Source organism: Bradyrhizobium vignae, from assembly GCF_004114425.1.
Lineage (GTDB): Bacteria > Pseudomonadota > Alphaproteobacteria > Rhizobiales > Xanthobacteraceae > Bradyrhizobium > Bradyrhizobium vignae.
Genome location: NZ_RDQF01000054.1, coordinates 26,865 through 53,689, shown reverse-complemented (window position 1 = coordinate 53,689; position 26,825 = coordinate 26,865). Strand labels below are relative to the sequence as shown.

The following is a 26,825-nucleotide window of genomic DNA, read 5'->3' as shown; positions in this document are numbered from 1 at the left end:
TTGAGCGGTCGAAACAGGCGCTTGAGCTTGCGCATTCAGGTCTCCCTCTGGAATCGAGAGACACCCAAAGAATCCAGTTCCAACCGCTTGGCAACACCCTGCCAGCACCATATGCGATTCCCCTACCCTGGAGGGGGAGGGTGAAGGATCGCGGCTGCTACTTCGCTGCTTCCGCGCTCGCCATCACCGGACGCACCGGATCGCCTTCGCGCAGCAATGCGCCGGCGCGGGCGACGACGACATCGCCTTCGTTCAGGCCGTCGCGAACCTCGATATTGCCGCCCGACATCAAGCCGATCTCGACACGCTTGGTCTCGACGCGGTTGCGGCGGATCACCTGCACCACGGTGCCGGCGGATGAATATTGCACGGCGGTGAGCGGCACCGCGACGTTGCAGCTTTGCCCGGTCTTGATCAGCGCCCGCCCGCTCGCGTTCAGGAGCAGCCGCTTCTGCGAGGAGATGCCGATATAGACCATGCCCTGCTGGATGTTCGGCTCGACGGTCGGGCCGATCCGGCGCACCTTGCCGCTGATGTCGCCGGCGCCCGCGATCCTCACGGTGGCCTGTTGATTGACGGCGAGCTTGCGCACATCGGTGGTGGCCACGAGGCCGACGAGATCGTATTCGCTGCGCGCCACGATCGTGAATAGCGCCTCGCCCTTGGCCGAGGCGAAGTTGCCGATCTGCGCAGTCGAGGTCGCGATCACGCCCGCCACGGGCGCGGTGACCTGAAGCGTGCCGCCTTCGGGCAGCGCCAGCCGCGCCAGCACCTGGCCGGCGGTGGTGGTGTCGCCCGCTTCCGCCAGCACGTCCGTGACCTTGAGGCCGGGACGCTCGGGCCGCACCGAGGTTTCCTCCCGCGCGATGATCGTGCCGGTGGCTTCGACGATGTCGGAGAAGCAGGATTTCGCGACTTTCAGCACCGTGACCGCGGGTCCCTTGGGCGCATCGTCATCGGCCGCGCCGGCCGGATAGGGACTGAAGACGAGCACGCCGGCGACGGCTGCGGGGTACAGGTTTCGAACGACGGCACGGGACAAATGACGCATCGGAAATTCCACAGGGGCTATGCCTCCAATCGATAGCAGATGGCCGCCGCCCGCACTACGGCCGCGTAGTCCCGAGAGAGGATGCCGCGCCGCCGCAGGCAGTCGCGGCAAGTCCTTGATTACAAGTCCTTGATTAGTCGCAGGATTGGAGAAGAGGTTCGCCCCGAAGACGTCACGCCGCAGGCCGGCGTTGACCGTCAGCCGCGCCGATCGCCCAGCAGCTTGCCGGTGGTCCGATCGATCAGATGCAGCCGCGTGCAGGCCGGACAGGATACGGACACGTGGGTGCGATCGTCCGGCTCATCAGTAAGCCGATGCTGCACGTTCAGGTCGGTCTGAGGCATTTGAAGACGATCTGTCGGTCCATGCCCGCTGATATGGCCCGAAGGCGGACGCTGCGAAATTACGGATGTTTACGTAGGTCCGTCGCCGCGGCCCCTCACGGCAGGCTCAGGAATTCGACCCAGTTCGGCTTCTTGCCGGTGGGGTAGGATTTCAGCCTGGCCAGTGCGCCGCTGCTCTGGTCGATGGCATAGACCGTCATGCCGTCCGAGAGCTCGCCGACCGCAGCGAGGTAGCGCCCGCTTGGATCGATCTGGAAGCCACGCGGCTGCTTCTCGGTCGGCACGCTGCCGATCGTGGTCAGCTTGCCGCTTGATGCATCGACCTTGTAGGCGGTGAGCGTGCTGGTGGTGCGCTCGGAGGCGTAGAGGAAGCGGCCGTCCGGCGTGATGTGGATGTCGGCGGCCCAAGCCTTCTTATCAGACTCTTTTCCGGAGAACCCTTCCGGCAGCGCGGTGGTGCGCTGGATCTCGTCCCATGCGCCGCTCCGCGCTTCATAGGTGAATGCCGCGACATCGCCGTTCAGCTCGTGGAGGAGATAGACGAACTTGCCGCCCGGGTGAAACACGAAGTGCCGCGGCCCCGACTTTTCCGCCACCTTGTGGGCCGGCGGATCGCTCGGCGTGAGCGTACCGGCCGCGGCATCGAAGGCGAAGCTCAACACCTGGTCGGAGCCGAGATTGGTCGCGAACGCGAAGCGGTTGTCGGGCGAGGGCAGGAAGGCGTGGGCGTTCAGCCCGGTCGGGATCACCTGCTTGGGCTCGCCGACGACGCCGCTGGCAAGAAGCGGATTCAGCGCCACCTTGTTGCCGCCATAGGAGGCGCTGAACAGGAACTTGCCGCTGCGGTCGACGGCGATATGGGCCATGCTGTCCGCGAGCGGTCCGTTGCCGAGATGGCTGAGCTGGCCAGTCTTCGGGTCGATCGCAAAGCTCACCGCGAGGTATGGCTGCGAGCGGACGCCGGCAATCATCACGCGGTGATCGGGTGTGATCGCGAGCGGCGTCGAGGAGCCGGGCTTTTCGACGCCTTTGAAGGCGGCCGTCTGCACCGGTATCATCTCGCCGCTCTCGCTCATCTTGAACACGCTGATGTCGTTGCTGTCGGCGTTGCCGACATAGGCGAAGGTTTCGGCCATGCCGGCACGGACTCCAGAAATGACAATGAGAGAAGCGAACAGGGAGATGGCGATCGCAGCGCGTGGTGCGCGCGATGCGATGCGTCGGATCGGTCTCAATATGGGCTCCTCCTGAAAGCCGGCTCGCGGCATCGTCCTTTTGCCGCGAGGATAGCGGGAGGCGCGCCGCCGCACCAAATTCCAATTGGGATCGATCGATGCCGAAATGGTATCGGTCGCAGGATGATGAGTTAACGCACCGCCGCCGTGCGGGAGGGCAGATGCGGGCTGGACGGGCGGTCCGGCGGCCCGAGCATGGTCCACACGGTGACTGCAACCAGGGTGGCGGTCATGATGGTCCAGACGATCAGTCGTTTTCGCATCAGGCCAATCCGTCGGTAGAAATCGCGATGCACCAGGGCGCCAGCTCCATCGTGCACTGCAAAGATGGGCGGTTCTATGAGTTCGTTCACAGTGCGAAAACGGCCGATCCTGTTGCGAACCAATGCCGTGCGAACGCATTGAACCGCATGCCCCGCGAAAACGATCTCGAAGGAAAGCCCGACATGGGCGGCAAGCATGGCGGTCAAGCCGGTCAGCCCAAGCTTGCGCCGCGGCCGCACCAGGGCGAGCACGACGAGGACGTCGTGGCAAAGCGCCACACCGGCCAAACCGATCGGACACCGCCACCGACCAAACAGAAATAGCGCCCGGCCCGTCCGCGCGTCGTCGGGCCGGGCTCGCGCTGGAAACGCCGGCATCGCGATGCGGTTAGCCCGGTGCGGCGGGCGCGAAAGAGAGTGAAAGCGAGAAAAGGGAGGCTGGCTCGTGTTTTGGATCTATTGGGACACCGCCTGGTCGCTGATCATCAGCGGCATCATGGTCGCCACCATCGTCAGCCACCCCGACGCCGAATTCGCCGAAGTGCGTGCGGCCCGACGTTCGATGTGAGCTTCCCGATCCCGCGGAGCTCGTCGCGGTTCAGATCATGCTGCCGGGCATGAAGCAGCGGATCATGGGACGGCCGTTGACGTAATAAGGCCAGACCATGGTGCGCCCGGCGCGGTTGGGCTCGGTGATGACAGTGTCGTCGGGCACATTGACCCAATTGCCGAGAAGCCGTACCCGGTAATGTCCGTCCCGCGTCTCCCAGTCGACATCGGCCAGCGCAGTGCCGTCGGCGTCGGCACAACAGGGGCCGCCGCCCTTGCTGTGCAGGCTCTCGAACCAGCCCTTGAGGGGAGAGTTGGCGTAGCGCCCGTCGTCGCGGGCCTCCGCGGAGAGCCCGATGACGGCTGCAACCACCACGAGAGGGATCGTTCTGAAAGACAAGACCGCCATGTCACCTCGCTCGCTTCTCGCACGCGCGCGCCACGACCCCGGCGAAAAGCCGCCTGCGTTGCGCGTGATGCAATGTTGACAGGTGCCCGCCGGCCGGAGTTCCCGGCCGTCTCAGCGAGTCGATAACCACGAACTCGGAGGTTCGATCCTATTCTCGCGGTGACGGTGAACGGTGGCGCGGGGAAAGGCGCCGGACAATTCCGGACTATCGCCCTTCATGCAGCGTCTCGCGCGGGCTCACGCGAATTGCATGTCTACCGATCTTCGGCGGCTTGTTGGCGATCGCGATCATGATATCAAGAACAGATGTTACGGACCCTCTGGCGTTTTGATCTCTTGGCGCAAGGATCGTGCAGTCGATCATCCATCTCGCGTCGAACAGTCCGACAGCAGTCAGTCTCCGCTTCACCGCGTTCGCCGTGCAGATGGCGATAGGTATGTAACCAGGCGGCGGGCCGGAGGCGGCCAGTGCGGCAGGAGCGGCGAGTGTCAGAGCAAGCGCCAGCCGTGGCGCGGTGCGAAAAAAATCGCTCACAGGAAATTCCTTAAAAATATAGCCGCGGTGCGGCCTCGCGCATTTGACGCCGAGGGGACCTCGCCGGGTCATTCCGGACGCGCCGGGATGGAGGCATAATCCCATCGACCGTCTTGCTGCCGCAGCCAAATCGGCGCACTTTGCCGACCTCGGCTGATTTGCCACTCAAGGTCCTTTTCAGATGATCACGGCATCCAAGGCCTTCATTGCCTTTTGTCTGCTGGCGCTGGTCGGCACCGCGCTGGTGATCGGCCCGACCGAGCTGCGCCGCCTGCTGCCGGCCGGGACGACGACCATCGTCGCCGCCAAGCCCGAAGCCAAGCCCGACGCCAAGCCCGAGACCAAAGTCGAGCTCAAGGTGGAGCCCGGAGCGGACGAGTCCAAACCAGAGCAGAAGGCGAACCAGCCAAAGCTTGCCGCCAGCGCGCCGCCTGCACCGGCCGCGGAGCCGAAGGCGGGCGCGCTGGGCGAAACCCAGAAGCAGGTCACGGCCGCGCTCGGCGATTTCGCGCCGGTCAAGCCGGCGCCGGCGGTTGCGGATGCCGGGCCTCGGTTCGACGTCGCCCGCATCGACAGTCATGGCGAGGCGGCAGTGATTGCGGGCCGCGCCACGCCGGGTGCAAGGGTCGAGCTGCTGCGCGACGGCAAGCCGCTCGATGCCGTGGTCGCCGACGCTTCGGGCCAGTTCGTGATGACTCCGCCGCAGCTTCCTGCCGGTTCCTATGAACTGACGCTCCGGGCCAAGGCGCTTGACGGCACGGTGACGGAATCCGGCCGGACCATGCCGGTGACCATCGCCGAGGCGGCGCCGCCGCCCGCGCCGGCCGCGAAGCAGGATGCGCGGCAGGAGACCAAGCAGGCCGAGAAGACCGACGACAAGCCGGATGTCGTGGCCGCGCTGCCATCGGCCTCGCCGCACCTGGCTTCAGTGCCTGACAGGCAAGCGGCCCGGCCGAGGTTGATCGGCGCGCCGAAGCCCAAGGCCTTCGCGCATGCGCCGGCGGCGACGGCGGTCGCATCGGCCTCGCCGGCGGAGGTGCTCACCACCGCACCGGCGGAAGCAGGCGGCAGCCGCGTTATCGCCCGCGGCGACAGCCTGTGGGCGCTCAGCCGGCTCGCTTACGGCGACGGCGCCCGCTACGGGGTGATCTTCAAGGCCAACCGCGACAAGATCCACAACCCCGATTTGATCTATCCCGGGCAGACGTTCGTGCTGCCGCAAAAGCCGCAGTGACCCCGCGCCGGCATGGCCGGTGAGCGTTGCGACGCTTTGCCCTGCATCGCCGCGGAACAATCGGTTCCCTCGCGCGTCATTGTGATGCGACGCATTGCGCGCTTGGTGTGGGAGGGAGTGCCAAGACGTGGCCAGATTGGTCAAGTCGGCGGTCAGGTCAGCGATCATTTCGAGGCGCATGGGCTTGGCGCTGGCCGGCGCAGCTCTCGTGATTGCGGCAGTGTTGCTGCCTGGCAGGGCCGAGGCGCAGTTCGGGTTGCGTGGCGGTCCGCTCGGGGTTGCGCGTTTCGCCGTCGGCCACATGATGGGCCTGTCGCGGCTGCGCCATTCCCGCATGGCCGTGCGCGGTGGCCGCTACCGCTCCGCCGCGCTGAGGTCGCAAGACCCGCGCGGAGCCGAGCGCGGCCAGCTATCCAATCCTTACGTCCTGCGTGCGGCCCTCACGGCGCAGGCTGCGCTGGCGGGCTGGCAAGGCGGCCGGCGGCCGCAGGGCTGGTGGCGCCATCCCGACGGCAGCTACGGCTGGGTCGGCCCGGTGTTCTGGCCGTTCGCGCATGACGATCTCACCACCGCAATCATCTTCGGCGATGCGACCAGCCTCTCGCTCTACGGCTACGGCGACATCTATGCCGCACTCTTCACGCCCTATGCCGCGCCCGAGCTTGCCGCCTACACCGTGCCGCAAGGCCGGCGCGCGCGAAGAATCCCGTCCGCGGAAACCCTCTGCGAGGCCAGCGACACCGGTGGCCTGCCGGTCGACCGGATCGCGAGCGCCGTTCAGCCGAACGAGCTGCAGCGCACCGCGCTCGACGAGCTCGCATCCGCCTGGAATGCGGCGCGCGACACCATCCGCGCGGCCTGCCCGGCGCAGGCTCCTGCGAATGCCTCCGAGCGCCTCGGCCTGATGCGCGAGCGACTCGAGGCCATGATCAAGGCGACGGACGCAATTGAAGCGCCGCTGACGAAATTCGTCGGCCTGCTCGATGACGACAAGAAAACCAGGCTCAACGCCCTCGCCAATGAGCGTCGCGCCGCGCTGGCGTCCCACCGGCCCAAGGACGCGAGCAAGGACGCGAGCAAGAACGCGACCAAGGACGCGCAGGCGGCCAAGGCCTGCCAGGCGGACTACGATCCCCTTTCTGACGAAAACGCGCAGCGCCAATACGAGCAACTCGTCCAGCAGCAATGGCCCGCCGCCGAGATTGCCTCCACGCTCCACCTCGACGAGATCGCGCGCGCCCGCCTCGAAGTGCTGCAGGACACCACGCTGCGCACCATGCAGACGCTCAGCGCCTGCCCGACAGAGCCCGCCGCAACCGCGCAAGCCCGCCTCGCCGCCGTGAAGGCGCGGCTGGCGACGATGCTGGAAGCGGTGAACGGCGTCACTGATGCGCTCGACGATTTCGAGGCGGATCTAAGCGACGAGCAGAAGGCGGCGTTCGAGGCGATCGGGCCGAAGCGGGAGGTGTGAGGACCCGCACGCCCAGTCGAACTTCATCTCCCTGAAGTCGAGCTGCGCGTTGTCGCCGCCCAATCACCGCAGCGGCCGTAAAGCTGCGCCTTGGGTGCGCGTCACGCTGCCGATGTCAGCGGTCGCGCCCGTTCGATGCGTTTGCACTGGCCTGAACTCTCGATGATGCCATCATGCCAGTGTTTTGCCCGACGTGTCAAAGCACCGGCCAGCCCAGACCGTCGTCACCGTCCGACTTTGATGCTCGGGTAACCCATTGATCTTCCAGCTCCCGCCTACTGTGCATGGGGTTGTTTTCGCAATTTTTGCTTTGGCTACCCTCTCCGCCGCACCGCCGCCGCATCCACCACGTTCTCCACCTCCTCGCGCCAATTCAAAATCTCCATCGCCAGCACGGGGTGATTGAAGCCCTTGAGCTGGAGGTCGTCGAGGGCGCGGGCCTCGACCCATGGTTCGACCATGCCGTAGACGCGGCGGCTCACCACGATCTGGCCCGCCTTGGCTTCGCCGCAGAGACGGGAGGCGAGGTTGGTGACGCTGCCGATCGCGGCATATTCCAGCCGCTGCTCGAAGCCGACCTGGCCGAGCGTGGCGTAGCCGAGCGCGATGCCGATGCCGAACCCCAGGCTATGCCCGCGGTTGCGCCAGCGCTCGGTCAGCGGGCCGATGGTATCGCGCATCTCCACCGCCATCCTCACCGCGCGCTTGGTGTGGTCCTCGAACTGGATCGGCGCGTTGAACAGCACCATCACGCCGTCGCCGGCATATTTGTCGAGCGTGCCCTCATATTTGAAGATCAGCTGGCCGAGCGCGGCGTGATATTCGCGCAGCACGTTCATCGCCTCCTCCGGCTCCGTCGTTTCCGTGAACGCGGTGAAGCCGCGCAAATCGCAGAACACCACCGTGACCTCGCGGCGCTGGCTGGTGAGCAGTCCTTCCGGGCTGTCGGAGGAGGCGATCAGCTGCGCCACCTGCGGCGCCAGGAAACGCTCGAGCTTGCGGATGCGCTCGATCTCGCCGAGCTGCGTCTTGACGCGCGCCTCCAGCGACTTGTTCCAGTCCTTGAGCTGCTCGGTCTGCTGCTTGAGCTTGTCGGCCTGGGCGCGCACGGTCTCGTTCGCGGCCTCCAGCGCGTGGCTCTTGTGATCGACCTCGGTGAACAGGTGCGCATTGCGCATCGCCAGCACGGCCTGGTTGGCGAAGGTGCGCATCAGGCCGATGATGCTGCCGGCGAACTCGCCGCCGGCGCGGCGCAGCACCACCAGCGAGCCCAGCGTGCCCTGCTGGTCGATCAGCGGCACCACCAGCACCGATTGGAAGCCGGCCGCGAGTGCGACCTCGCGCAGCGGCTGCTCGGCGGCCTCGCCGAGCTCGGCAAGCGCGATCGGCTCGCCGCTCGCGGCGGCATCGCTCAGGATGTTCTCGCCCTGCGCGACGGTGACATGCGCGCCCTCGGCGGATTTGTCGATGCCGTTGGCTTCGACCAGGTCGAAACATCGCGCCTCGGCGTCGAAGCCGTAGATCAGCACCGCGTCGGCATGGGTGATCTCGATCGCGCGGGCGGCGATGGTCGCAAGCACGGCCTTGAGATCGAGCGAGGAGGCCACCGCACGGCCGACCTCCTCCAGCACCTTGAGCTCGTGGATCGACTGCGCGAGATCGCGGGTGCGCTCCTCGACCTTGGTCTCCAGGTTCGAATAGGTCTCCTGGATCTGGTCGGCCATGCGGTTGAACTGCCCGGCGAGGTCTTCGAGCTCGTCGGAGGTGTGCACGTCGATGCGGTGGCTGAAATCGCCTTCGCCGAGCTTGTGCGCGCCATCGCGCAGCGCCGTGATCGGGATGATCATGCGGCGGGCGAGCAGCGTACCGGCGAGGATCGCGACCAACAGCCCCATGCCGATCAGAAGCGCGATGCGCACCAGCTGGTCGCGGATCGGCATCAAGGCCTGCGTGGTCGGCTGCTCGAACAGCACGCTCCAGCCGAGCTTCGGCACCATGCTCGCGGCGCTCATCACGGCTTGGCCGTTGAAATCGGTGCCCGATGTGTCGGGCTCGTGGCCGGGCGCGATCGCGGCCGCAACCTGCGGCAGCTTGGAAAGGTCCTTGCCGATTTCGGGACCTTTCGACGATGTCGCCAGCACCCGGCCGCGCGGATCGACGACATAGGCGAAGGCTGCCTTGCCGACCTGGGCGTCGGACAGGAAGTCGGAGAGGAAGCTGAGATCGATCTCGGCCACGGTGACGCCGGCATTGAAGCCGGAATGCGCCACCGAGATCGACATCAGCGGCGTCCCGTCGGCGAACCAGGCCGAGGCATAGCTGACGCCGCGGGTGACGGCGTCGGTGAAGCGCACGTCGCGGGAGAGGTCGGCATTGGCGCCGGTCGTGGTCGACTGCCTGGAGACGCGCAGCACCTCGCGGCCGTCGCCGTTGAGCTGGAACAGCTGGTTGACGACCGAGACCTGGTGCAGCAGCGAGGCGTAATCGGCGCGGCGTTTCTCCAGCGTGTCCTGGCTCGCGCGCGTCACCCAGCTGATCTGGCGCTCGAGCTCGGAGATCGACTGCTCGATGCGCCGGGCGGCTCCTTGCGCCTTGTCCTCCAGCCCGTTGGTCAGCTGTGTCCTGGTGGCGCGGTAGGAGATCCAGGTCTCCATCGCGCCGTTGACGGCGAGGACGAACACGACGAGGCCGACGAGGGAGACGACGTATTTGGCGAACAGACCCTCGCGCAGAGATCGTGTCTTGTCGTTCGCTCCTGCCATCCCGATCCTCTCGCGCCGCCACTGACGCTGCGCGCTGCGGGCCGCAAAGCCCCTTCCGGGCCGTTCTACCACAATTTGGGCCAAGGGGCGTCGCGCGGCCGTCGCGCGGCCGGTGTGGTTACTCCCTGTGGACTCCCGGGCAGGAAGCAGAGTGGTGAATTGTCGCAGCCTCATCCGTTCGGAGGACGCCGCAGGCGAGCAAGCCGGTCCAGCCCGCAAATCAACGATTGAAGAGCTGTCGCAGCACGTCGTTCATTGGCTGACTGTCCTGCTGCGCAGGCGGCGGGTCCTCCGGAGCTGGGGCAGGCGAGGCCTGCGGCGCCGGTGTGGAGGGCGTTACCGGCAGGCTGCGACTGCGGCTGGTGCCAGTGCCGGTTGCTGTGCCATTGGAAAGTCCCTGCTGAATCAGATTGCCGATCGCCTCCCCCAAGGGCCCGCCGAGCAGGTTGTTCTGCCCGGGCTGCTGGGCTTGCGGATTGGCATTGCCTCCGCCCGGCGCGGTGGTGCCGCCGAGCCCAAGGTTGCTGCCGAGGTTGCCCAGGATGTTGCCGAGCCCGGCGCCGTCGGGGCCGAACAGGCCTTTGCCCATCTCGCGCAGCTTGGCATAGGCGGCGTCCGGATTGTCCAGCACGCCGGCGATGTCAGGGTAGATCCGCGGCTGCGACCAACTGCCCTGGATCATCACGGGGATGCCGAAGCCGACGGGCTCGGAGGTGCGGCCTTGGCCTTCGGTCGTCATCACGAGCTTCGGCTCGACGCGAAAGCCCATCATCTTGGTGTCGAGGGCGATCGTGCCGGCGCCGGTGACGCGCACCAGCGGCCCGATCAGATTGAGATCGGTCGTCACCGCCTGACCCTTGTCGATGCGGAAGGAGGCCGAAAGCTGCGACAGATCCGTGCTCTGCTCCTGGCTGGGGTCCTGGTTTCGGTCCTGGTTTCCTTGCCAGCCGGACAGCGTGCTCGTCGTCAGCGAGCGGATCATCTGCGCGACATTGATGCCGCGGATAGCGCCATCCTGGAAATTGACGAAGGCCGTGCCCTGCATGTTCGCCATCAGCGCCCGCTGGCTGTTGCCGGCGCTGCGCAAAGCGAGCTTGGCCTGCAGCTTGCCGTCGATACGGTCGAATTCGGCGAGGCCCTGCAGCAGCGGCAGCGCGCGCACGCCGACGAGGTCGGAATGCATCGCAAAGCTCGGCGCGCCCGTGGTCGCATCGAGGACCACCTCGCCCGAGACCTGGCCCCCATAGACGCCGAGATTGGCGGTGCCGGCCTTCAGGACGCCGCCGGCGAGCTTGGCGTCGAGCGCCAGCGGCGCGATGCGCGCATCGCCGATCACGGCTTCGTTCGCGGAGATCCTCACCTGCGCATCGACATAGTTGAGCCCGGAGACGTCGATCGGCGCATTGCTCCAGGGCTGCCCGGACACGCCGTCCGGCGATTTCGCCAGGGGCATCGCGAGCCGCTGGAAATCGAGATCGACCTTGACCAGCGGCTTGCTCGCGATGTCGACCGAGGCCCAGCCGTTGAATGCGCCGTCGCCGAGCCTGCCATTCACGCCGTTGATCATCACGACATCGCCATTGAGCCGCATCTCGGCGTGAGCGGTGAGCTGGGACTTCAGCACGCTGGGCATGTCGATGGCGAAATCCACCGGAACCGTCGGCCGTTCGGCCGGCAGTGCCTGCGAGGTTGCCTTGATGTCGAACTTGGTCGGATGCTCGCCGACGCGCGCGGTGCCGGTGATGTTGACCTTGCGGTCGCGGTCAACGATCGCCTCGGCGTTGACGGCGCTGATGCGGCCCTCGACACGATCGCGCAGGCGCGAGAACGCCACTTCGCCTTCGGTGACCTTGATGCGGTCGATCGTGGCAGCATTGGTGCCCAGCGCGATCGGCTTCGACGGGCTGCCGGCATTCGGCAGGCGCTCACGCAGCAGCGGCTGGTAGAGAACGGGATGGGCGACGACGAGCTCGCTGATCTCAGGGCGGCCCGACCAGACGCTGGCGAGCGACATGTCGGCCTGCACGCTATCGATCGTCAGGCGCCTGATGCCGCTGCGGTCCTTGGGGTCGGCAAGCGTGAGGTCATTCAAGGTGATGTTCAGCGTCGGCCACAAACTGATCCTGGTGGTGCCGTCGATCGACAGGCGATAGCCGGTGGCGCTCTCGACCCGCGAGGCGATGGTCGAGGTCAGGAAGCCCGAGGGGATCCCGACCACGAGCAGGAGTGCGATCACGATGATGACGGCGGCCAAAGCCCCGCCGACGAATTTCAATGCTCTCATGTCGACTTTCCAACGACGGACAATCGGCGTCGAACCCGCCAGATGGCCCGTCCTTTGCGCCTTAAGTTTATCCCCGGACGGCAAGCGGCTCCAAGCGCGTAAAAATAGTCAGGGGGTACTGCAAAGTTATGTGACTTATGACACACTTCTCCGACGCGGTTTTACGCGATCCTGAAGTTGATGGTTTCAAGCGATTTGCTGAGAACAATGACCAGGGCGTTCACAAGGACATTGAAATGAGCAAGCAGGCCGAATTTGCGGTCATCCTGAAGATGAACCCGATGTTCGCCGATCTCGGCGCAGACGAGCTCCAGCGGTTGTCCAATCTCTGTCACACGCAGCATTTGGGGAGCGGCGAGCTGCTGTTCCAGAAGGGCGATCCCGGCGATGCGCTGTTCGGCGTGCGTCGCGGCCAGGTCCGCATCGAGACCGGCGCCTCCGACGGCAGCCGGCTGACGCTGAATTTCATGGGGCCGGGCGACCTGTTCGGCGAGGTCGCGGTGCTGGACGGCCAGAACCGCACGGCAGACGCCACCGCGGGCGAGGCCAGCGAATTGTTCGTGCTGCGGCGCGACGATTTCCTCGGCTTCCTCGAGCGCGAGCCAAAGGTCGCGATCAAGATCATCGCCCTGCTGTGCCAGCGCATCCGTTGGCAGAGCGAGCGCATGGAAGAATCCATGCTGCAGCCGCTGCCGGTGCGGCTGGCGCGGCGGCTCTGCGCGCTCGCCGCCGATTTCGGCTCCGAGGTCCATATCTCGCAGGAGCAGCTCGGCGTCTTCGTCGGTGCCGCCCGCGAAAGCGTCAACCGCCAGCTTCAGGCCTGGCGCAAGGAAGCGATCCTCGATCTCCAGCGCGGCCGGATCTTGCTGCGGAACATGACCAAGCTGACCGCGATCGCGCGGAACGAGTAGGCTTACGAGCACGCCTCGTAAGCCTACTCCGCAGCTGGCCGCGCGACGCTCTTCGGTGCCGAAGCCGTCTGCGCCGGTGCGGAGTCGTGATGAGAGGCAACCTCCACATCCTCGCTGTGCACGATCAGCCGCTTGGCGAAGCGCCAGATCAGGGCGCCGAAATCGTCCATCACCATGAACATCGCGGGCACGAACACCAGCGACAGGATGGTCGAGAAAATCAGGCCGCCGATCACCGCGAGCGCCATCGGCGAGCGGAACTCGCCGCCGGCGCCGACGGCGAGCGCGCTCGGCATCATGCCCGCGGCCATCGCGATCGTGGTCATCACGATCGGGCGGGCGCGTTTCATGCCGGCGTCGATCATGGCCTCCTCGCGCGGCTTGCCCGCACGGATGGATTCGATGGCGAATTCCACCAGCATGATCGCGTTCTTGGTGACGATGCCCATCAGCATCAGGATGCCGATCCACACCGGCGTGGTGAGCTGCTTGCCGGTGACGAGCAGGGCCGCGATGGCGCCGCCGATCGAGAGCGGCAGCGAGAACAGGATGGTGATAGGCTGCAGGAAGGTGCCGAACAGCAGCACCAGCACGGCGTAGACCATCATCAGTCCGGCCGTGATGGCGGTCGCGAAGCCGTCCGACAATTCGTTCAGGCTTTCGGCATCGCCCGAGGGCGAGACCTTCACACCCTTCGGCAGCGTCTTCATCACCGGCAGGTCGTAAATCTTCTTGGTGGCATCGCCGAGCGCGGCGGAGCCGACGAGGTCGGCGGCAACGGTCGCCTGCCGTTCACGATCGTAGCGGTTGATGCTGGTCGGACCCTGGTCGAGCTTGACGTCGGCGATGACCGAGAGCGGCACGCCGCCCTTCTCGCCGTGCTCGCCGAGCGGCACGCGCAACTGCTCCAGCGTCTTCAGATTGCCGCGGGCTGCATCCTCGAGTTGCACGCGGATCGGCACCAGGCGATCGCCGACGTCGAACTTGGCGAGCGCGGGCCCGACGTCGCCGATGGTGGCGACACGGATGGTCTGCGACAGGCTTTCGGTGGAGACGCCGAGCCGTGCGGCGAGATCGGCGCGCGGCTCGATGCGCAGCTCGGGGCGCTCCAGCGAGGTCTCGGAGATCACGTTGGAGATGGTGGGAATGCGCTTCATCTGCGTCGCAAGCTCGCTCGCGACGTTGTTGACGATGTTGGGGTCGACACCGGTCACCACCAGCGAGATCGCGCGCAGGCCGTTCTCGTCCAGGAACCAGAAGCGGATGTCGGGAACGTTCTCCAGCTCCTGGCTGATCGAGAATTCGAGCTCGCGCTGGGTGATGTCGCGGCTGTCCTTGGGTGTGTAGTTGATGATCAGGGCTGCGCGCCGGACTTCCTGGGTTCCCGGCGGGACGCGTCCGCCGTCGACGAAGATGCTCTTGACCTCGGGCCGTTTGCGCAGGCGCGCGACGATGTCCTCGGTGACCTTTTCGGTGTAGGCGAGCTGGGTGCCCGGCGGCAGCTCGAGCGCAAGCAGCGAGCGGGCGCTGTCCTGGGCCGGCAGGAAGCCCTGCGGCAGCAGCGTGATGCTCCAGATCGAGGCGGCGAAGATCCCGAGGCCGATCAGCACCGTGATGAAATAGTGCTTCACCGACCAGGCCACGATCCCATGATAGGACCGCAGGATGCGGCCGGGCGGCGGCTCCGCATGCGAACTGTGCTTGAGGAAATAGGCGGCCAGCACCGGCGTGACGAAGCGCGCGGCTAGCAGCGAGAAGAACACCTGCACCGAGACGGTGATGCCGAACTGTTTGAAGAACTGTCCGGCGATGCCCGACATGAAGCTCGCCGGTGCGAAGATCGCGATGATGGTCAGCGAGATCGCGATCACCGCGAGGCCGATCTCGTCGGCGGCCTCGAGCGCGGCCCGGTAGGGCGACTTGCCCATGTTCATGTGCCGGACGATGTTCTCGATCTCGACGATGGCGTCGTCGACGAGAATGCCCGTCGACAGCGTGATGGCGAGGAAGCTGACGAGGTTGAGCGAGAAGCCGAGCAGGTCCATCGCCCAGAACGCCGGGAAGATCGACAGCGGCAGCGAGATCGCGGCGATGATGGTCGCGCGCAGGTCGCGCAGGAACAGCAGCACGATGACGACGGCGAGGATGGCGCCTTCGAACAAGGTCGAAATCGCCGCATGGTAATTGCCTTTGGTGTATTCGACCGAGGTGTCGATCAGCTTCAGGTCGACGTCGGGATAGGCGGTTTTCAGCGCGTCGATGCGCTTCTGCACGGCCTCGGCCACCTTCACGTCGCTGGCACCCTTGGAACGCTTGATGCCGAGCGCGACCACCGGCTCGCCGTTGAAGCGGGCGAAGGTGCGGCGATCGGCGATGGTGTCGGTGACGGTGCCGAGATCGTCGAGCCGGACCTCGCCGCCGCCGAACAGCGGGATCATGGTGCCGGCGAGATCGCCCAGCGTCTTGGCGCCGGCGAGCGTGCGGATCGCCTGGTCGTTCTTGCCGATCTCGGCGCGGCCGCCGGCGACGTCGACATTGGTGCCGCGCAGGCTCTGGCTGACATTGACCGCAGTAAGCCCCATCGCCTGCAGGCGGTCGGGATCGAGCGAGACCAGGATCTCGCGCTCGACGCCGCCGATGCGCTCGACCTGCGCGACGCCGCGCACGCCCTGCAGCGAGCGCTTGACCACGTCGTCGACGAAATAGGAGAGCTGCTCCGGCGTCTTGCCGGGCGAGATCGCGGCATAGGTCACGATCGGCAGGCCGATGACGTCGACGCGCTGGATCAGCGGCTCGGTGACGTTCTGCGGCAGGTTGGAGCGCACGCGCGTCACCGCGTCCTTGACGTCGTTGAGCGCGCGGTCCGTGTTGGTCTCGAGCGCGAACTGGATCGTGGTGACCGAGAGGCCGTCGGTGATCGAGGAGGTGATGTGCCTGACGCCCTCGACGCCGGAAACCGCGTCTTCAACCGTCTTGGTGACCTGGGATTCGAGCTCGGCCGGTGCCGCGCCGAATTGCGAGACCGCGACCGAGATCACGGGGATGTCGGCCGAGGGCAGCCGTGTGATCGCGAGCTTGGTGAAGGAGGTCCAGCCCAGAACCAGCAGGATGATCGAAAAAACGGCGGACGGCAGCGGATGACGTATAGACCATGCCGAGATATTGAGAGCCATCAGCGTACCCGCGTGCGATCGAGTTCATCGGCGAACATGGTCTTGATCTGGTCGCCGTCATGGAGCGAAGAGCCGGCGTCGGCCACGACGATTTCGCCGACCTCGAGGCCTTCCAGGATTTCCGTAGCGCTGTCGGACGACAGTCCGACCCGCACCTTGCGTGTCTCGACAATGTTGCCTTTGACGACCTGCACCGTCAGATGATCGATCGCGGTCTTGGGCACTGCAACGCCGCAGCTCCGCTTGGCGTCGATCGAGGCGCGGGCGAACACGCCGACCTTCAGTGAGGGATTGTTGGTGACGCTGATGCGGACGCGCCCGAGCTGGGTGGCGCGGTCGATTTCGGGCGCAACCAGCCGGACCCGTCCGATCAAATCGGGCGCATCGTCGCGGCTGATGCGCACGGTCGCGCCGGAGCTGAGCTTGGACATGTGCACCGCCGGAACCTGGGCGTCGAGCTCGATCTCATTGTTGACGGCGATGCGGAACATCGGACCTGCCTGCGGCGAGGCCGGCGCGCCGACGACGGTGCGGACCTCGGTGATGAGACCCGGCGCGGGTGCTTTCAGCGAGACCGGGCCTTGTGGGCCGGGCCGCTGCGGCTGGCCCGGAATCTGCGGCGGCGCAGTCAGCCGCGCCAGCTCTTGGTTGTCGGCGACGACGGTGCCCTCGGTGACCAGAAGGTCGGTGACCCTGGCCCCCTCCTGGTCGGCAAGGACGACCGCCTCGCGGCGCGGCACGAAGAAGCCGGTCACCCGCACCAGGTCGGAGAAGCAGGCATTGGTCGACTTCGTCACGATGACGAGCGCCGTGCTTGGCGTCTCCTTCACCTCGGGGCGGCGCCGATGCTCGAACAGATAATAGCCGACGCCGAGCGCGAGGACGAACACGACGGTTCCAGCCGGCTTGAGATATTCAGTCAAATTCATCGCGGAATCATCCTGACCTGGCTCACGGCCATCCGCGCGAGGCCCAAACAGAGCGTTTCCCGGAAATAAAGCGGCGTCCCGCAAGGCCGCGGGACGCGCTTCGACAGCGAGACCTTACACCACATCACGACTTGTCACTGCAAAGGATTATGCCGTGCTCACTTCGATGCGGTGGTCTTGTTTTCCATGTTGACGACCTGCACGCGGCGATTGACCTCCGCCAGCGGCTGGCTCGGATTCTTGAGCTTGCTCTTGCCATAGCCGACGGTGACGAGATCGGTCGCGGAGATGCTGTACTTCTCGACGAGGTAGCGCTTGATCGAATCCGCGCGACGCTCCGAGAGGTCCTGGTTGTAAGCTTCGCCGCCGGCGGCGTCGGTGTGGCCTGCGACCACGAAGGTCGAGCCCTTCAGGTCGGGACTGGTCAAGGCACGGCCGAGCGCCTGCACTGATGGCAGCGATTTGGCGCTGATATTGGCCGAGTTGTAGTCGAACGTGATTTCGAGATCGATGTTCGGCTTGTCCTTGGCGACCGCCGCGATGTCCTCGCGCTCGGTCGACGACAATGAGCGCGTCGAGCGGCCGCGCACGGACTGAAGCAGCTTGGTCTCCGCTGCGTTCGGCGCGGGTTCCGTCTGCGGGCCGATCGAGAGGCCGCGGGTCAGGGGCTTCTTCGGCGCCGGCGCGAGCGCGCGGACGATCTCGTCCTCGGTGACATTCTTGCTGTTGCCGTCATCGCCCGCAAATGCAGCTGAGCTTGGCAGTGACAGCGCGGCGCCGACGGTGATGATGGACAGAATCGCGGTAAGCCCTTTTGCAGCCGATCTCATAGCCAGTCCCTCCTGCGCAGCCAGCTCGCGTATTTCAAATTCCAGCAACAGGCCGAAAAGGCCTGTTCCGGCATCCGCCCATTGGTCTTCCCTGGGCTGTTCAAGGTTCGAGGCTTGGACTGCCTCATTCAAAAAAATATCAACGCACTCCGTAGCTTGCGAATTCCTGAACGATGTTCGGATCCATCGCCTTGGCATTGGCAATGTCCAGCGCCCCTTCCTGGGCCGAGCCGTTGCGCTGCTTGGCAAGGCCGCGTCCATAAAGCGAGGAGGTCAGGCGCGGATTGATCTTCAAGGCCGCGTCGAAATCGGCGATGGCATTCTTCACCGCGCCCGACTTGAGGTTGACCAGCCCGCGGCTGTCGAGCGCATCGACGAAGTTCGGCCGCAGCCGCAGCGCCTCGTTGCAATCCTTCAGCGCGCCCTGGAGATCGCCGACCACGGTGCGGGTCCAGCAGCGGTTGTTCAGCGCCTCGACATCCTTCGGATTGATCCGAAGGGTATCGTCAAAATCCTTGATGGCGAGCGTGTAGGCGCCCTTGCTGGCATAGACCTGGCCGCGCCGATACAGCGCATTCACGTCATCGGGATTGGCGGCGATCTTGGCGGTGAGGCTCTTGATCGTGGGATCGTCAGCCAGGACGGCGGCACTGGGCCCGCTGTCCGTGCTCGGTGCGGGAGCGGGATCAATCGGTTTCACCGGCGGTGGCGGCGGGGGCAGGCCGGCCTCGATCTGCGGTTTCGGCGGTGGGGCCGGCGCAGGCGCGGGGGCAGGTGGAGCAGCAGGCGCGGGTGCCGCAGCAGCATCGGCCGGCTTCGGCGCCGGAGCTGGTGTCGGCGGCGCGGGTGGAACGGGCGGCGGGTTGTTGGCGACGACGGCCGGCGCAGCAGGAGGTGCGGGCGGTGGCGTTGCGGGGCGCGATCCGCCGGCTCCCGGAGTGAACGAGAAATCCTCGGCCAATGACGAGGAAATCCACGGCACCTGCTCGCCGCGCGAGGCGCGGGTGACGCCCATCTTGGTGCGGTTCAGCGTCTCCTCGGCCATCAGGTCGGGGACGCGGATTTCCTTCAGCAGCTCCTGGACGAACAGGCTGTGGTCGCCGCCGGCATCCGAGACCACCGAGGCCAGCGCCGCTGAATACATCACGAGCGTACCGTTCGGCGCGATGACAGGTGTAAGGCCCGCCGAGAAGCTGCGGAACCGGCGCTCGAAGGGGTTGCGCCTGGAGGCGTCGATCAGCGCGATCTTGACGCCGGCGCCGCGGGTGTGGAGCTCGCCGAGGACGGTCTCGAGGCTGAAACCATCGCGGCGCACGTCGGACTCCGTCCAGATCTGCGCATCGACCGGCAGCATGTAGCTCTGGCGCGCAGACTGGATGCCGAAGCCGCTGAAGAACACCAGCGCCACCGATCCCGGCTTGATCTTGCTGTAGAGCTTGTCGAAGGCACGGCGCATGCCGTCGCCGGTCAGGTTCTCGCCGATCTCGACCGAAAAGCCGTCCCGCTTGAGCTCATCGGCGACGTCGCGCGCATCGTTGATCGGTTCCTTCAACGGAGCATCCGCGTCCGGATATTTGGCGTTGCCGATGACCAGCGCAAAGCGGTCACCGGCCGCAAGCGATGGAGCAGTCGGGACGAGCGAGATGAGCAAGGAGAGAAGAAGAAAGAAGCGAATTTTCATATTCAGCGCGGTCCAGCCAAAAGGCGCCGTTCCAGCTTGCGCCGCGGCGACCTTAACTTACGCTTCCTGCATTATCAAACCGGGGACGGGGGGCGTCAACCGCTTGGAGATTCGGCATTATCGTGACGATGGATGGCAACGCAGGGGGCGTGCCGCGGGCGGAATAGACCGTTGTCATGACAGTACTCGGTGACCTGGTTCGATCCTATCGGCAGCATGCTGGGGTCATCATGGTGATGGAGCTGTGATTGGTCTCACATTGCAGCCCTGCCTCCGCAACGCCCCACGTTTGACCTTTCCTGCCGGCGATGGCTTGGTGTGCTCGATGGTCCCACAACATCCAACTCAGAAAAGCAGACCATGGGAAACGTCTACGAAATCTACGCCCTGCGCTATGCGACGATGTCGCCGCGCACCCCCCACATGAACTTCCTCGTGCCCGACCCGCATGACAGTGCGGCGCAGGATCTCGACTATTTCGTCTGGTTGATCCGAGGGCACGGTCGCGACATCCTGGTCGACACCGGCTTCAATGCCGAGGAGGCGAGCGCGCGGGCGCGCAAGCTGACGCTCAATCCGGTCGATGCGCTGGAGCGTTTCGGCGTCGCGGCATCCGGCATCCGCGACATCATTGTGACGCATCTGCACTACGACCATGCCGGCAATCTCGACCGCTTCCCGAATGCGCGCTTCCATCTCCAGGAGCGCGAGATGGCTTACGCGACGGGCCGCTGCATGTGCAACGGACTGCTGCGACATCCATTCTCGGTCGAGCACGTCACGCTGATGGTGCGCCATGTCTATGGCGAGCGCGTCACCTTCCATTCCGGCGACGGCGAGGTCGCGCCCGGCGTCACCGTGCATCGCGTCGGTGGCCATTCCGATGGCTTGCAGGTGGTGAAGGTCGAGACCGCGCGCGGGCCGGTGGTGCTGGCGTCCGATGCCGCGCATTACTACGCCAACCTCCAGCGCCGGAGCCCGTTCCCGATCGTCTACAATGTCGGCGACATGGCCGCAGGCTGGGAGACGATCGAGCGCCTCGCCGGCCATCCTGACAGGTTCATCCCCGGTCACGATCCGATCGTGACGGAGATTTATCCGCCCGCCAGCGACAAGGTCGACGCCTGGGCACTGCATCTGCCGCCGACGCGGTCGTTTGCGAAGTGATGGAATCCGGGGCGTCTACTTGTAAGTCCTAAGCGCGGCTCAGATCAGTCAGGCCTGATATCCGCTGTGCACCTGGAAGCAGTGCGCAAACAAGCATCGCCGGAGGCGCGTTGTGGGCCACAAAGGGACATCGGCGATAACGTCTGAGCTTTCTAAGGCGGCATCGGCGACACCGAAGCTCATTCAGACGGCTGCAAATAGGCGCATGGGCTCGGCAAGTCCCTTAAGCTCGGCCGATCCCTGATCGACGAACTTGAGGCCGGCACCTGCTACTAAATCCTTTACCGTGCTCGAGGCCAGCACTTCGCTCGCATGCGCATGCTGAGCTACCCGTGCTGCGATGTGCACAGCAATGCCGCCCACATCGTCGCCCATCATTTCAACCTCGCCGGTATGGACGCCGGCCCGTACTTCGAGATCGAGCGGCCGCACCGCGCTGACGATCCTCTGGGCGCAGCGAACGGCGCGCGCCGGGCCGTCGAAAAGGGCCAGAAATCCGTCGCCTGTAGTTTTAACTTCGCGTCCGCGATGCCGCTCCAGTTCCGAACGCACCGCCGCATGGTGCGCTTCCAGAGTTGAACGCCACTGCCTGTCGCCCACCAACGAGGCTTTCTTTGTCGAATCGACGATGTCGGTGAACAGCACGGTCGAGAGGACGCGATCGCCCTCGATGGTGGTAGCGGACACACCCATGAATTGTCTGATTTCCTCGACAAGCCGATCCTGATCTCCTGACCATGCGAGGTGATCACTACCCGGAAGTTCGATGTAGCGCGCGTGAGGAATTCTCTCTCCAAGCTCGCGGCCGGCGAATGCACGAATGCGCACGTCGTCGCGCCGATGCATGACCAGCGTAGGGACATGGATCGACGGCAGGATGGCCGTTACGTCGATCTCGCGGTTCATGCGCATCAGGTTGATCACATCAGACGGGCTGGCCGCCGAGCGCTCGAACTTGGCGAAGCGCTCCATGGCCCCGGGAATTGCGGCGGCCGACGGAGAGAAACTGGGCAGACTTTTGCCGGTTCCCCAGTTGGACCGGATATCGCGCTCCAGGGTCGCAAAGTCGTCAAACGGAACGGAAGCACCCACCGTGCGCGCATACGTGCCGAACAGGATGAGCCCCGCGACACGTTCAGGATAGGTCGCCGCGAACAGGATCGACATCGGCCCACCCTCCGAAACACCGAACAAATAGGCCCTCTTAGAACCCGCAGCGTCGAGCACGGCGCGGATATCGTCGATCCTTTCATCGAGATGCGGGACACCGACACCACGATCACTGAGACCCGTGCCGCGTTTGTCGAATCGGATCAATCGCGAGAACGAGCCGAGGTCGTTAAGGAAGCGCGCGACGTTGGGATTCTCCCACGCCTGCTCGAGATGCGATACAAAGCCCGGTGTCATGAGCAAGTCCGGACCGCCCTGTCCGGATATTTGATAAGCGACGAAGACGTCGCCGCTGGTCACATAGCGCGTCTCGACAACCATGGCTTCCCTCAAGCCTAGCCCGCTCGGTAGCTTACGGTTAACGGCCAAGCAGTGCAACTGAGTGGCGAAAACTCATGGGTTAGCGTTGCGATGGCCCCAGCTGCTCATGTGCGCTTCGGGTCAAAAGCGCCGATTTGAGTTTCAGCCGGCGACTTCCGGTCTGACCTCTTCTCCGGATACGGTCAGCCTCTGAGACGGGCGGCTGACGTGGTGTCAACGAGCGCCGGCGGGATTCCCACAAGCAGCGATATCGCGGGGAGATTTTCGAGCCGCGACCTCTGGCGGAGAGAATACCGCCAAATATCCTCCGTCACCTGCGAGCTGATATGTGGCGATCTCGCGATAGCCGACGGCGGTCAATTCGCAGCGCAAGAGCGCAATTGGCGTGCCATGCTTCGACGTCGGAAGCTCGAGATCGACAATTCCGACCCGCGCACCCTGCTTCAAAGCGGGCGCGAGATTGTAGAGGAAGGCATAGGGCTGGGCGATCTCATGATACATATGCACGAGGATTGCGGCATCCAGTGAGGAGGCGGGCAGGCGCGGGTCGTGTGGTTCGCCGAGCGCGAACTGCACGTTCGTCAACTTCAGAAGCTCTGTTCGCTTTGCGAGTTCGATCAGGTAATCCCGCGTGACGTCCTGGGCAATGACAGAGCCGGCGGGTTCGACGAGGCGCGAGAGCCTGACCGTGTGGTAGCCATCGCCTGCTCCAATGTCGCCGACTGTCATGCCTGGTTTCAGCTCAAGAATACGTGCGATTTGACCGGCCTCATTGAGGGCGTCGCGGCGCTCTTCGGCGGCGCGGCGTGGGCTGACGATCCGTGCAACGGGGCGCTGCGGTGAGGGAAACTCGTTTGCAGCGACTCCGGGGGGAGCCAGATAACCTATATCAACGGCGTATGCGCGAGTTGCGGCAAATGCCACAAGTAGCGCCACTATATAAGCTGGTGCCGTCACGAGCCTACCAAGCTTTCTCAACCGGTCTAGGCGTCTCCGCCTCTATGCATGCCCGTCCTAATACGCCTGCTTCGCGTCAGCCTCTTCGCTGGTCTGGATCAGATCGAGGCTCTGCTCGATCTTGCCGAGCAGGGCCGACAATTGCTTGCGCTCCTGCGCGGACAGGCAGGCGAGGATCTCGTCCTCACGCCGCAGCAATTGCGGGAACAGCTCTTCGTAAAGCGTTCGGCCCTTCCTGGTCAGTTGCAGGCGGAATTCGCGGCGATCGGCTTCGTTCTCGACCCGCTCGATCAGCTCTGCATGCAGCAGCGTGGTCACCGCGCGGCTGATGGTGGATTTGTGCGTGCGGGTGCACTGCGCGATGTACTGCGCGCTGCAGGCATCAACGCGAAAGCCGAGCGTGGCGAGCACGCGCCAGGCCGGAATGTCGAGGCCGTGACGTTCCTGATATTCGACCGCGAGCGCGGAACTCACCTCCGCTGCCAGCCGGTTGAGGCGGAACGGCACGAACTTGAACAGGTCGAGACGCGGCTTCGGCCGCGATGAAGCCTCGTCGGCCTGGGGTGTCTTCAGCGCAATGTCGCTGGATGTCCTCGCCACGGAGAGCGCTCCGAATTCCAGTTGACGGCCGGCCGGCTCCGGTCCAAAATAGTTGCACGTGAGACTATCTAGCAGATCAGTCCTCTTCTGACCAGAGCCGAGGTTAGTGTATGGCGCCGGCCAATACGCATCAGGCCAAGACCCAGTTCGGCTATCGCCGCCATCCCGATCAGGACCGCCCGGGGCCACGCCCCGCGGCGCATGCGGTCGTGATTGTCGGTGCCGGCCCGGTCGGCCTGTCGCTGGCGATCGATCTCGCCCAGCGCGGCCAGCGCGTCGTGCTGCTGGACGATGCCGACCGCATCGGCGAAGGCTCGCGCGCGATCTGCTTCTCGAAGCGCTCGCTGGAATATTGGGACCGACTCGGCGTCGGCGACCGCATGGTCGACAAGGGCGTGGTGTGGAGCGTCGGCCGGATCTTTCACGGCGAGCAGCAGCTCTACCAGTTCAATCTGCTGCCGGAAGACGGTCACAAGCGTCCGGCCTTCATCAATCTCCAGCAATATTACGCCGAAGCCTATCTGGTCGATCGCATCAACGAACTGCCCGAGATCGACCTGCGCTGGCGCAACAAGGTGACGGCGCTGGAGCAGCGCAACGACTCCGCGCTGCTGACGATCGAAACGCCTGAAGGCGCCTATCGCCTGAATGCGCAATATGTCATCGCCTGCGACGGTGCGCGGTCGTCGCTGCGCCAGATGGTCGGTGCGGAATTTGCGGGCCAGGTGTTCGAGGATCAGTTCCTGATCGCCGACGTCAAGATGACGGCGGAATTTCCCACCGAGCGTTGGTTCTGGTTCGATCCGCCGTTCCATGCCGGGCGTTCGGCGCTCTTGCACCGGCAGCCCAACGATGTCTGGCGCATCGATCTCCAGCTCAACCGTTACGCCGATCCTGTCGTCGAGAAGAAGCCGGAAAACGTGCGGCCGCGGATTGCGCGCATGCTCGGCCACGACAAGTTCGAGTTCGAGTGGATCTCGCTGTACAAATTCCAGTGCCGGCGGATGGATCGCTTCATCCATGGCCGCGTGATCTTCGCCGGCGATTCCGCGCATCAGGTCTCGCCCTTCGGTGCGCGCGGCGCCAATTCCGGACTTGAAGACGCGGAGAACCTGTCCTGGAAGCTCGATCGCGTGCTGCGGGGCAAATCGCCCGCGAGCCTGCTCGAGAGTTATCATACCGAGCGCAGCGCAGCCGCCGACGAGAACATCCGCGAATCCACCCGCTCGACCGATTTCATGGCACCGAACTCGCATCAGGAAGCGCGGCTGCGCAAGGCGGTGCTGTCGCTGGCCAAGGAGACCGAGTTCGGCAAGCGCATGGTCAATGGCGGACGACTCTCGGTGCCGTGCAGCTATGACTCGCCGCTGTCCTCGCTCGATGCGGATGCGTGGCGCGGTGGACCCTCGCCCGGCTGTTCGATGCTCGATGCACCCGTCTCAACGCGCGCCGGCGAGCAGATCTATCTGACGGATGCCTTCCGCAACGGTGGAACGGACTTCACCTTGCTGTCGTTCAGCAATGGCGCGCCGATCGATGCGCCCGATGGCATCAAGGGCATCCGCATTGGTGGCGAGGGCGGACTTGCCGATCCCTCGGGTCTGGCCGCAAAGCGCTACGCCGCCGAGCCGGGCTCCGCCTATCTGCTGAGGCCCGACGGCTATGTCGCGGCGCGCTTCCGCCATCCGACGCGTTCGGCGATCGCGGCGGCGTTGGCGCGGGCCGAAGGTTTGTATTGAGGTTTCGCATGCCGCTTTCAACCAGCTCGAACTTCGCACGCCCGGACGATGCCTTCCGCGCCATCGTCGAGGCGCATCGCGGACTCACCGAGGAGCAGAGCGCGGATTTCGACGCGGCGCTGGTGCTGATCCTCGCCAATCATATCGGCGACATCGACGTGCTGCGCGAGGCGATCGGGCTCGCCAGGCGCCGCATGATCGATGACCAGCAGCAGCAACAGCAACAACAATAGACTTGTAAGGACGAACTAATGGCGAAGAACTTCGCATCCACCGGCGACCTCTCCGAGAAGACAATCACCTTCGCCGAGATCGGCCCCGATCTCTATGCCTTCACCGCCGAGGGCGATCCGAATACGGCCGTGATCGTCGGCGACGACGGCTGCCTCGTGTTCGATGCGCAGGCGACGCCGGCGATGGCGAACAAAGTGATCGAGCGCGTGCGCGCCGTCACCGACAAGCCGATCAAATATGTCGTGCTGTCGCATTATCACGCCGTGCGCGTGCTCGGAGCCTCCGCCTACAAGGCCCAAGGCATCGTCGCCTCGCAGGAAACCTATCGGCTGATCGAGGAGCGCGGCAAGCAGGATTGGGATTCCGAATACGGCCGCTTCCCGCGCCTGTTCCAGGACGCGCAGAGCATTCCCGGCCTGACCTGGCCGACGCTGACCTTCGAAGGCGAGATGTCGATCTATCTCGGCAAGCGCGAGGTGCGGCTGATGCAGCTGGGTGCCGGCCACACCTCCGGCGACATCGTCGCCTGGGTGCCGGATGCGGAGGTGATGTTCTCCGGGGATCTCATCGAATATCACTCGGCCTGCTATTGCGGCGATGCGCATTTGCGCGAATGGCCGATGACGCTGAATGAGATCCGCAACTTCAATCCCAAGGCGATCGCGCCCGGCCGAGGCGATGCGCTGAAGGGCACCGCTACGGTACGCGAGGCCATCGCGATGACGCGGGATTTCGTCACCTCGCTCTATGGCGCGGCCGAAATCTCGGTTGCCAAGGGCCGCACGCTGAAGGAGTCGATGGCGGCGACCCGCGAGGTGATGGATCCGAAATTTTCGAGTTTCGCCATCTACGAGCACTGCCTGCCGTTCAACGTGTCGCGCGCCTACGACGAAGCATCCGGGATCGACGATCCCGTGATCTGGACCGACAAGCGCGACCAGGAAATGTGGGCCGCCTTGCAAGGAGGAGGATAGTC

Annotated in this window: 23 protein-coding genes; 8 read left to right on the top strand and 15 right to left on the bottom strand. The window is 65.1% G+C overall.

Going from position 1 to position 26,825, the window contains the following annotated elements; all coding sequences use genetic code 11:
• Positions 1-157: 157 nt before the first annotated feature.
• The 4 genes from EAV90_RS31430 to EAV90_RS39795 all read right to left on the bottom strand — a co-directional run bounded on the left by EAV90_RS31430 (position 158) and on the right by EAV90_RS39795 (position 3,181).
• A complete protein-coding gene (locus EAV90_RS31430; RefSeq protein WP_164937189.1) occupies positions 158-1,051 on the bottom strand; it encodes an efflux RND transporter periplasmic adaptor subunit in 894 nt (297 codons plus the stop codon).
• Between the two features lie 197 nt (positions 1,052-1,248).
• Entirely contained in the window at positions 1,249-1,395 is a 147-nt protein-coding gene (locus EAV90_RS39800; RefSeq protein WP_164937184.1) for a hypothetical protein, read from the bottom strand.
• Between the two features lie 95 nt (positions 1,396-1,490).
• Positions 1,491-2,633, bottom strand: a complete 1,143-nt coding sequence (locus EAV90_RS31425) for a lactonase family protein (RefSeq protein ID WP_164937192.1) — start codon at positions 2,631-2,633, stop codon at positions 1,491-1,493.
• Between the two features lie 128 nt (positions 2,634-2,761).
• On the bottom strand, positions 2,762-3,181 hold the full coding sequence (locus tag EAV90_RS39795; RefSeq protein ID WP_162500029.1) for a hypothetical protein: 420 nt from the start codon (positions 3,179-3,181) through the stop codon (positions 2,762-2,764).
• Positions 3,182-3,338: 157 nt separating this feature from the next.
• Between EAV90_RS39795 and EAV90_RS41315 the strand changes: the two genes are divergently transcribed.
• Positions 3,339-3,461 carry a hypothetical protein gene (locus EAV90_RS41315; RefSeq protein ID WP_256375944.1) on the top strand — a complete coding sequence of 41 codons (123 nt, stop codon included), beginning with the start codon at positions 3,339-3,341 and terminating at the stop codon, positions 3,459-3,461.
• Between the two features lie 30 nt (positions 3,462-3,491).
• On the opposite strand, the gene EAV90_RS31410 is transcribed toward EAV90_RS41315, so the two are convergent.
• A complete protein-coding gene (locus EAV90_RS31410; protein WP_122400466.1) occupies positions 3,492-3,851 on the bottom strand; it encodes a hypothetical protein in 360 nt (119 codons plus the stop codon).
• 205 nt (positions 3,852-4,056) lie between these two features.
• Entirely contained in the window at positions 4,057-4,386 is a 330-nt protein-coding gene (locus EAV90_RS40235) for a hypothetical protein (protein ID WP_208738560.1), read from the bottom strand.
• 181 nt (positions 4,387-4,567) lie between these two features.
• Here EAV90_RS40235 and EAV90_RS31400 point away from each other — a divergent pair, with 181 nt between their 5' ends.
• A complete protein-coding gene (locus EAV90_RS31400) occupies positions 4,568-5,620 on the top strand; it encodes a LysM peptidoglycan-binding domain-containing protein (RefSeq protein ID WP_129145674.1) in 1,053 nt (350 codons plus the stop codon).
• A 178-nt stretch (positions 5,621-5,798) separates the two neighbouring features.
• Positions 5,799-7,091: a Spy/CpxP family protein refolding chaperone gene (locus EAV90_RS31395; protein WP_129145678.1), complete on the top strand. Its 1,293-nt coding sequence runs from the start codon at positions 5,799-5,801 to the stop codon at positions 7,089-7,091.
• A 314-nt stretch (positions 7,092-7,405) separates the two neighbouring features.
• Here EAV90_RS31395 and EAV90_RS31390 read toward each other — a convergent pair whose 3' ends face one another.
• Both EAV90_RS31390 and EAV90_RS31385 read right to left on the bottom strand, forming a co-directional pair.
• Positions 7,406-9,853, bottom strand: coding sequence for an adenylate/guanylate cyclase domain-containing protein (locus EAV90_RS31390; RefSeq protein ID WP_129145673.1), 2,448 nt, complete (start codon positions 9,851-9,853; stop codon positions 7,406-7,408).
• A gap of 220 nt (positions 9,854-10,073) precedes the next feature.
• Positions 10,074-12,137 carry an AsmA family protein gene (locus EAV90_RS31385; RefSeq protein ID WP_129145672.1) on the bottom strand — a complete coding sequence of 688 codons (2,064 nt, stop codon included), beginning with the start codon at positions 12,135-12,137 and terminating at the stop codon, positions 10,074-10,076.
• A gap of 236 nt (positions 12,138-12,373) precedes the next feature.
• On the opposite strand from EAV90_RS31385, the gene EAV90_RS31380 reads away from it, so the two are divergent.
• Positions 12,374-13,048 (top strand): Crp/Fnr family transcriptional regulator, encoded by a 675-nt coding sequence (locus EAV90_RS31380; RefSeq protein ID WP_122406329.1) that lies wholly within the window; start codon positions 12,374-12,376, stop codon positions 13,046-13,048.
• A 23-nt stretch (positions 13,049-13,071) separates the two neighbouring features.
• Here the strand turns inward: EAV90_RS31380 and EAV90_RS31375 are convergent, their stop codons facing one another.
• The 4 genes from EAV90_RS31375 to EAV90_RS31360 all read right to left on the bottom strand — a co-directional run bounded on the left by EAV90_RS31375 (position 13,072) and on the right by EAV90_RS31360 (position 19,661).
• The gene (locus EAV90_RS31375) at positions 13,072-16,221 is read right to left on the bottom strand and encodes an efflux RND transporter permease subunit (protein WP_129145671.1); all 3,150 of its coding nucleotides are present in this window, start codon (positions 16,219-16,221) and stop codon (positions 13,072-13,074) included.
• On the bottom strand, positions 16,221-17,150 hold the full coding sequence (locus tag EAV90_RS31370) for an efflux RND transporter periplasmic adaptor subunit (protein ID WP_129145670.1): 930 nt from the start codon (positions 17,148-17,150) through the stop codon (positions 16,221-16,223). Before EAV90_RS31370 ends, EAV90_RS31375 begins: the two co-directional genes overlap by 1 nt.
• A 158-nt stretch (positions 17,151-17,308) precedes the next feature.
• Entirely contained in the window at positions 17,309-17,980 is a 672-nt protein-coding gene (locus tag EAV90_RS31365; RefSeq protein ID WP_164937188.1) for an OmpA family protein, read from the bottom strand.
• A gap of 139 nt (positions 17,981-18,119) precedes the next feature.
• The gene (locus EAV90_RS31360; protein ID WP_129145669.1) at positions 18,120-19,661 is read right to left on the bottom strand and encodes a caspase family protein; all 1,542 of its coding nucleotides are present in this window, start codon (positions 19,659-19,661) and stop codon (positions 18,120-18,122) included.
• A gap of 360 nt (positions 19,662-20,021) precedes the next feature.
• On the opposite strand from EAV90_RS31360, the gene EAV90_RS31355 reads away from it, so the two are divergent.
• Positions 20,022-20,828 (top strand): N-acyl homoserine lactonase family protein, encoded by an 807-nt coding sequence (locus EAV90_RS31355; RefSeq protein WP_122400473.1) that lies wholly within the window; start codon positions 20,022-20,024, stop codon positions 20,826-20,828.
• Between the two features lie 183 nt (positions 20,829-21,011).
• Here EAV90_RS31355 and EAV90_RS31350 read toward each other — a convergent pair whose 3' ends face one another.
• From EAV90_RS31350 to EAV90_RS31340, 3 genes are all read right to left on the bottom strand, one after another.
• On the bottom strand, positions 21,012-22,319 hold the full coding sequence (locus EAV90_RS31350) for an adenylate/guanylate cyclase domain-containing protein (RefSeq protein ID WP_129145668.1): 1,308 nt from the start codon (positions 22,317-22,319) through the stop codon (positions 21,012-21,014).
• 213 nt (positions 22,320-22,532) lie between these two features.
• On the bottom strand, positions 22,533-23,243 hold the full coding sequence (locus EAV90_RS31345; protein WP_245509667.1) for a class I SAM-dependent methyltransferase: 711 nt from the start codon (positions 23,241-23,243) through the stop codon (positions 22,533-22,535).
• Positions 23,244-23,333: 90 nt separating this feature from the next.
• Positions 23,334-23,876, bottom strand: coding sequence for a MarR family winged helix-turn-helix transcriptional regulator (locus tag EAV90_RS31340; RefSeq protein ID WP_122400475.1), 543 nt, complete (start codon positions 23,874-23,876; stop codon positions 23,334-23,336).
• 110 nt (positions 23,877-23,986) lie between these two features.
• On the opposite strand from EAV90_RS31340, the gene EAV90_RS31335 reads away from it, so the two are divergent.
• The 3 genes from EAV90_RS31335 to EAV90_RS31325 are packed head-to-tail and all read left to right on the top strand — an operon-like array spanning position 23,987 to position 26,823.
• Positions 23,987-25,615 (top strand): FAD-dependent oxidoreductase, encoded by a 1,629-nt coding sequence (locus EAV90_RS31335; protein WP_129145666.1) that lies wholly within the window; start codon positions 23,987-23,989, stop codon positions 25,613-25,615.
• 8 nt (positions 25,616-25,623) lie between these two features.
• Entirely contained in the window at positions 25,624-25,848 is a 225-nt protein-coding gene (locus tag EAV90_RS31330; protein ID WP_129145665.1) for a DUF2783 domain-containing protein, read from the top strand.
• 18 nt (positions 25,849-25,866) lie between these two features.
• Entirely contained in the window at positions 25,867-26,823 is a 957-nt protein-coding gene (locus tag EAV90_RS31325; protein WP_129145664.1) for an MBL fold metallo-hydrolase, read from the top strand.
• Positions 26,824-26,825 lie beyond the last annotated feature (2 nt).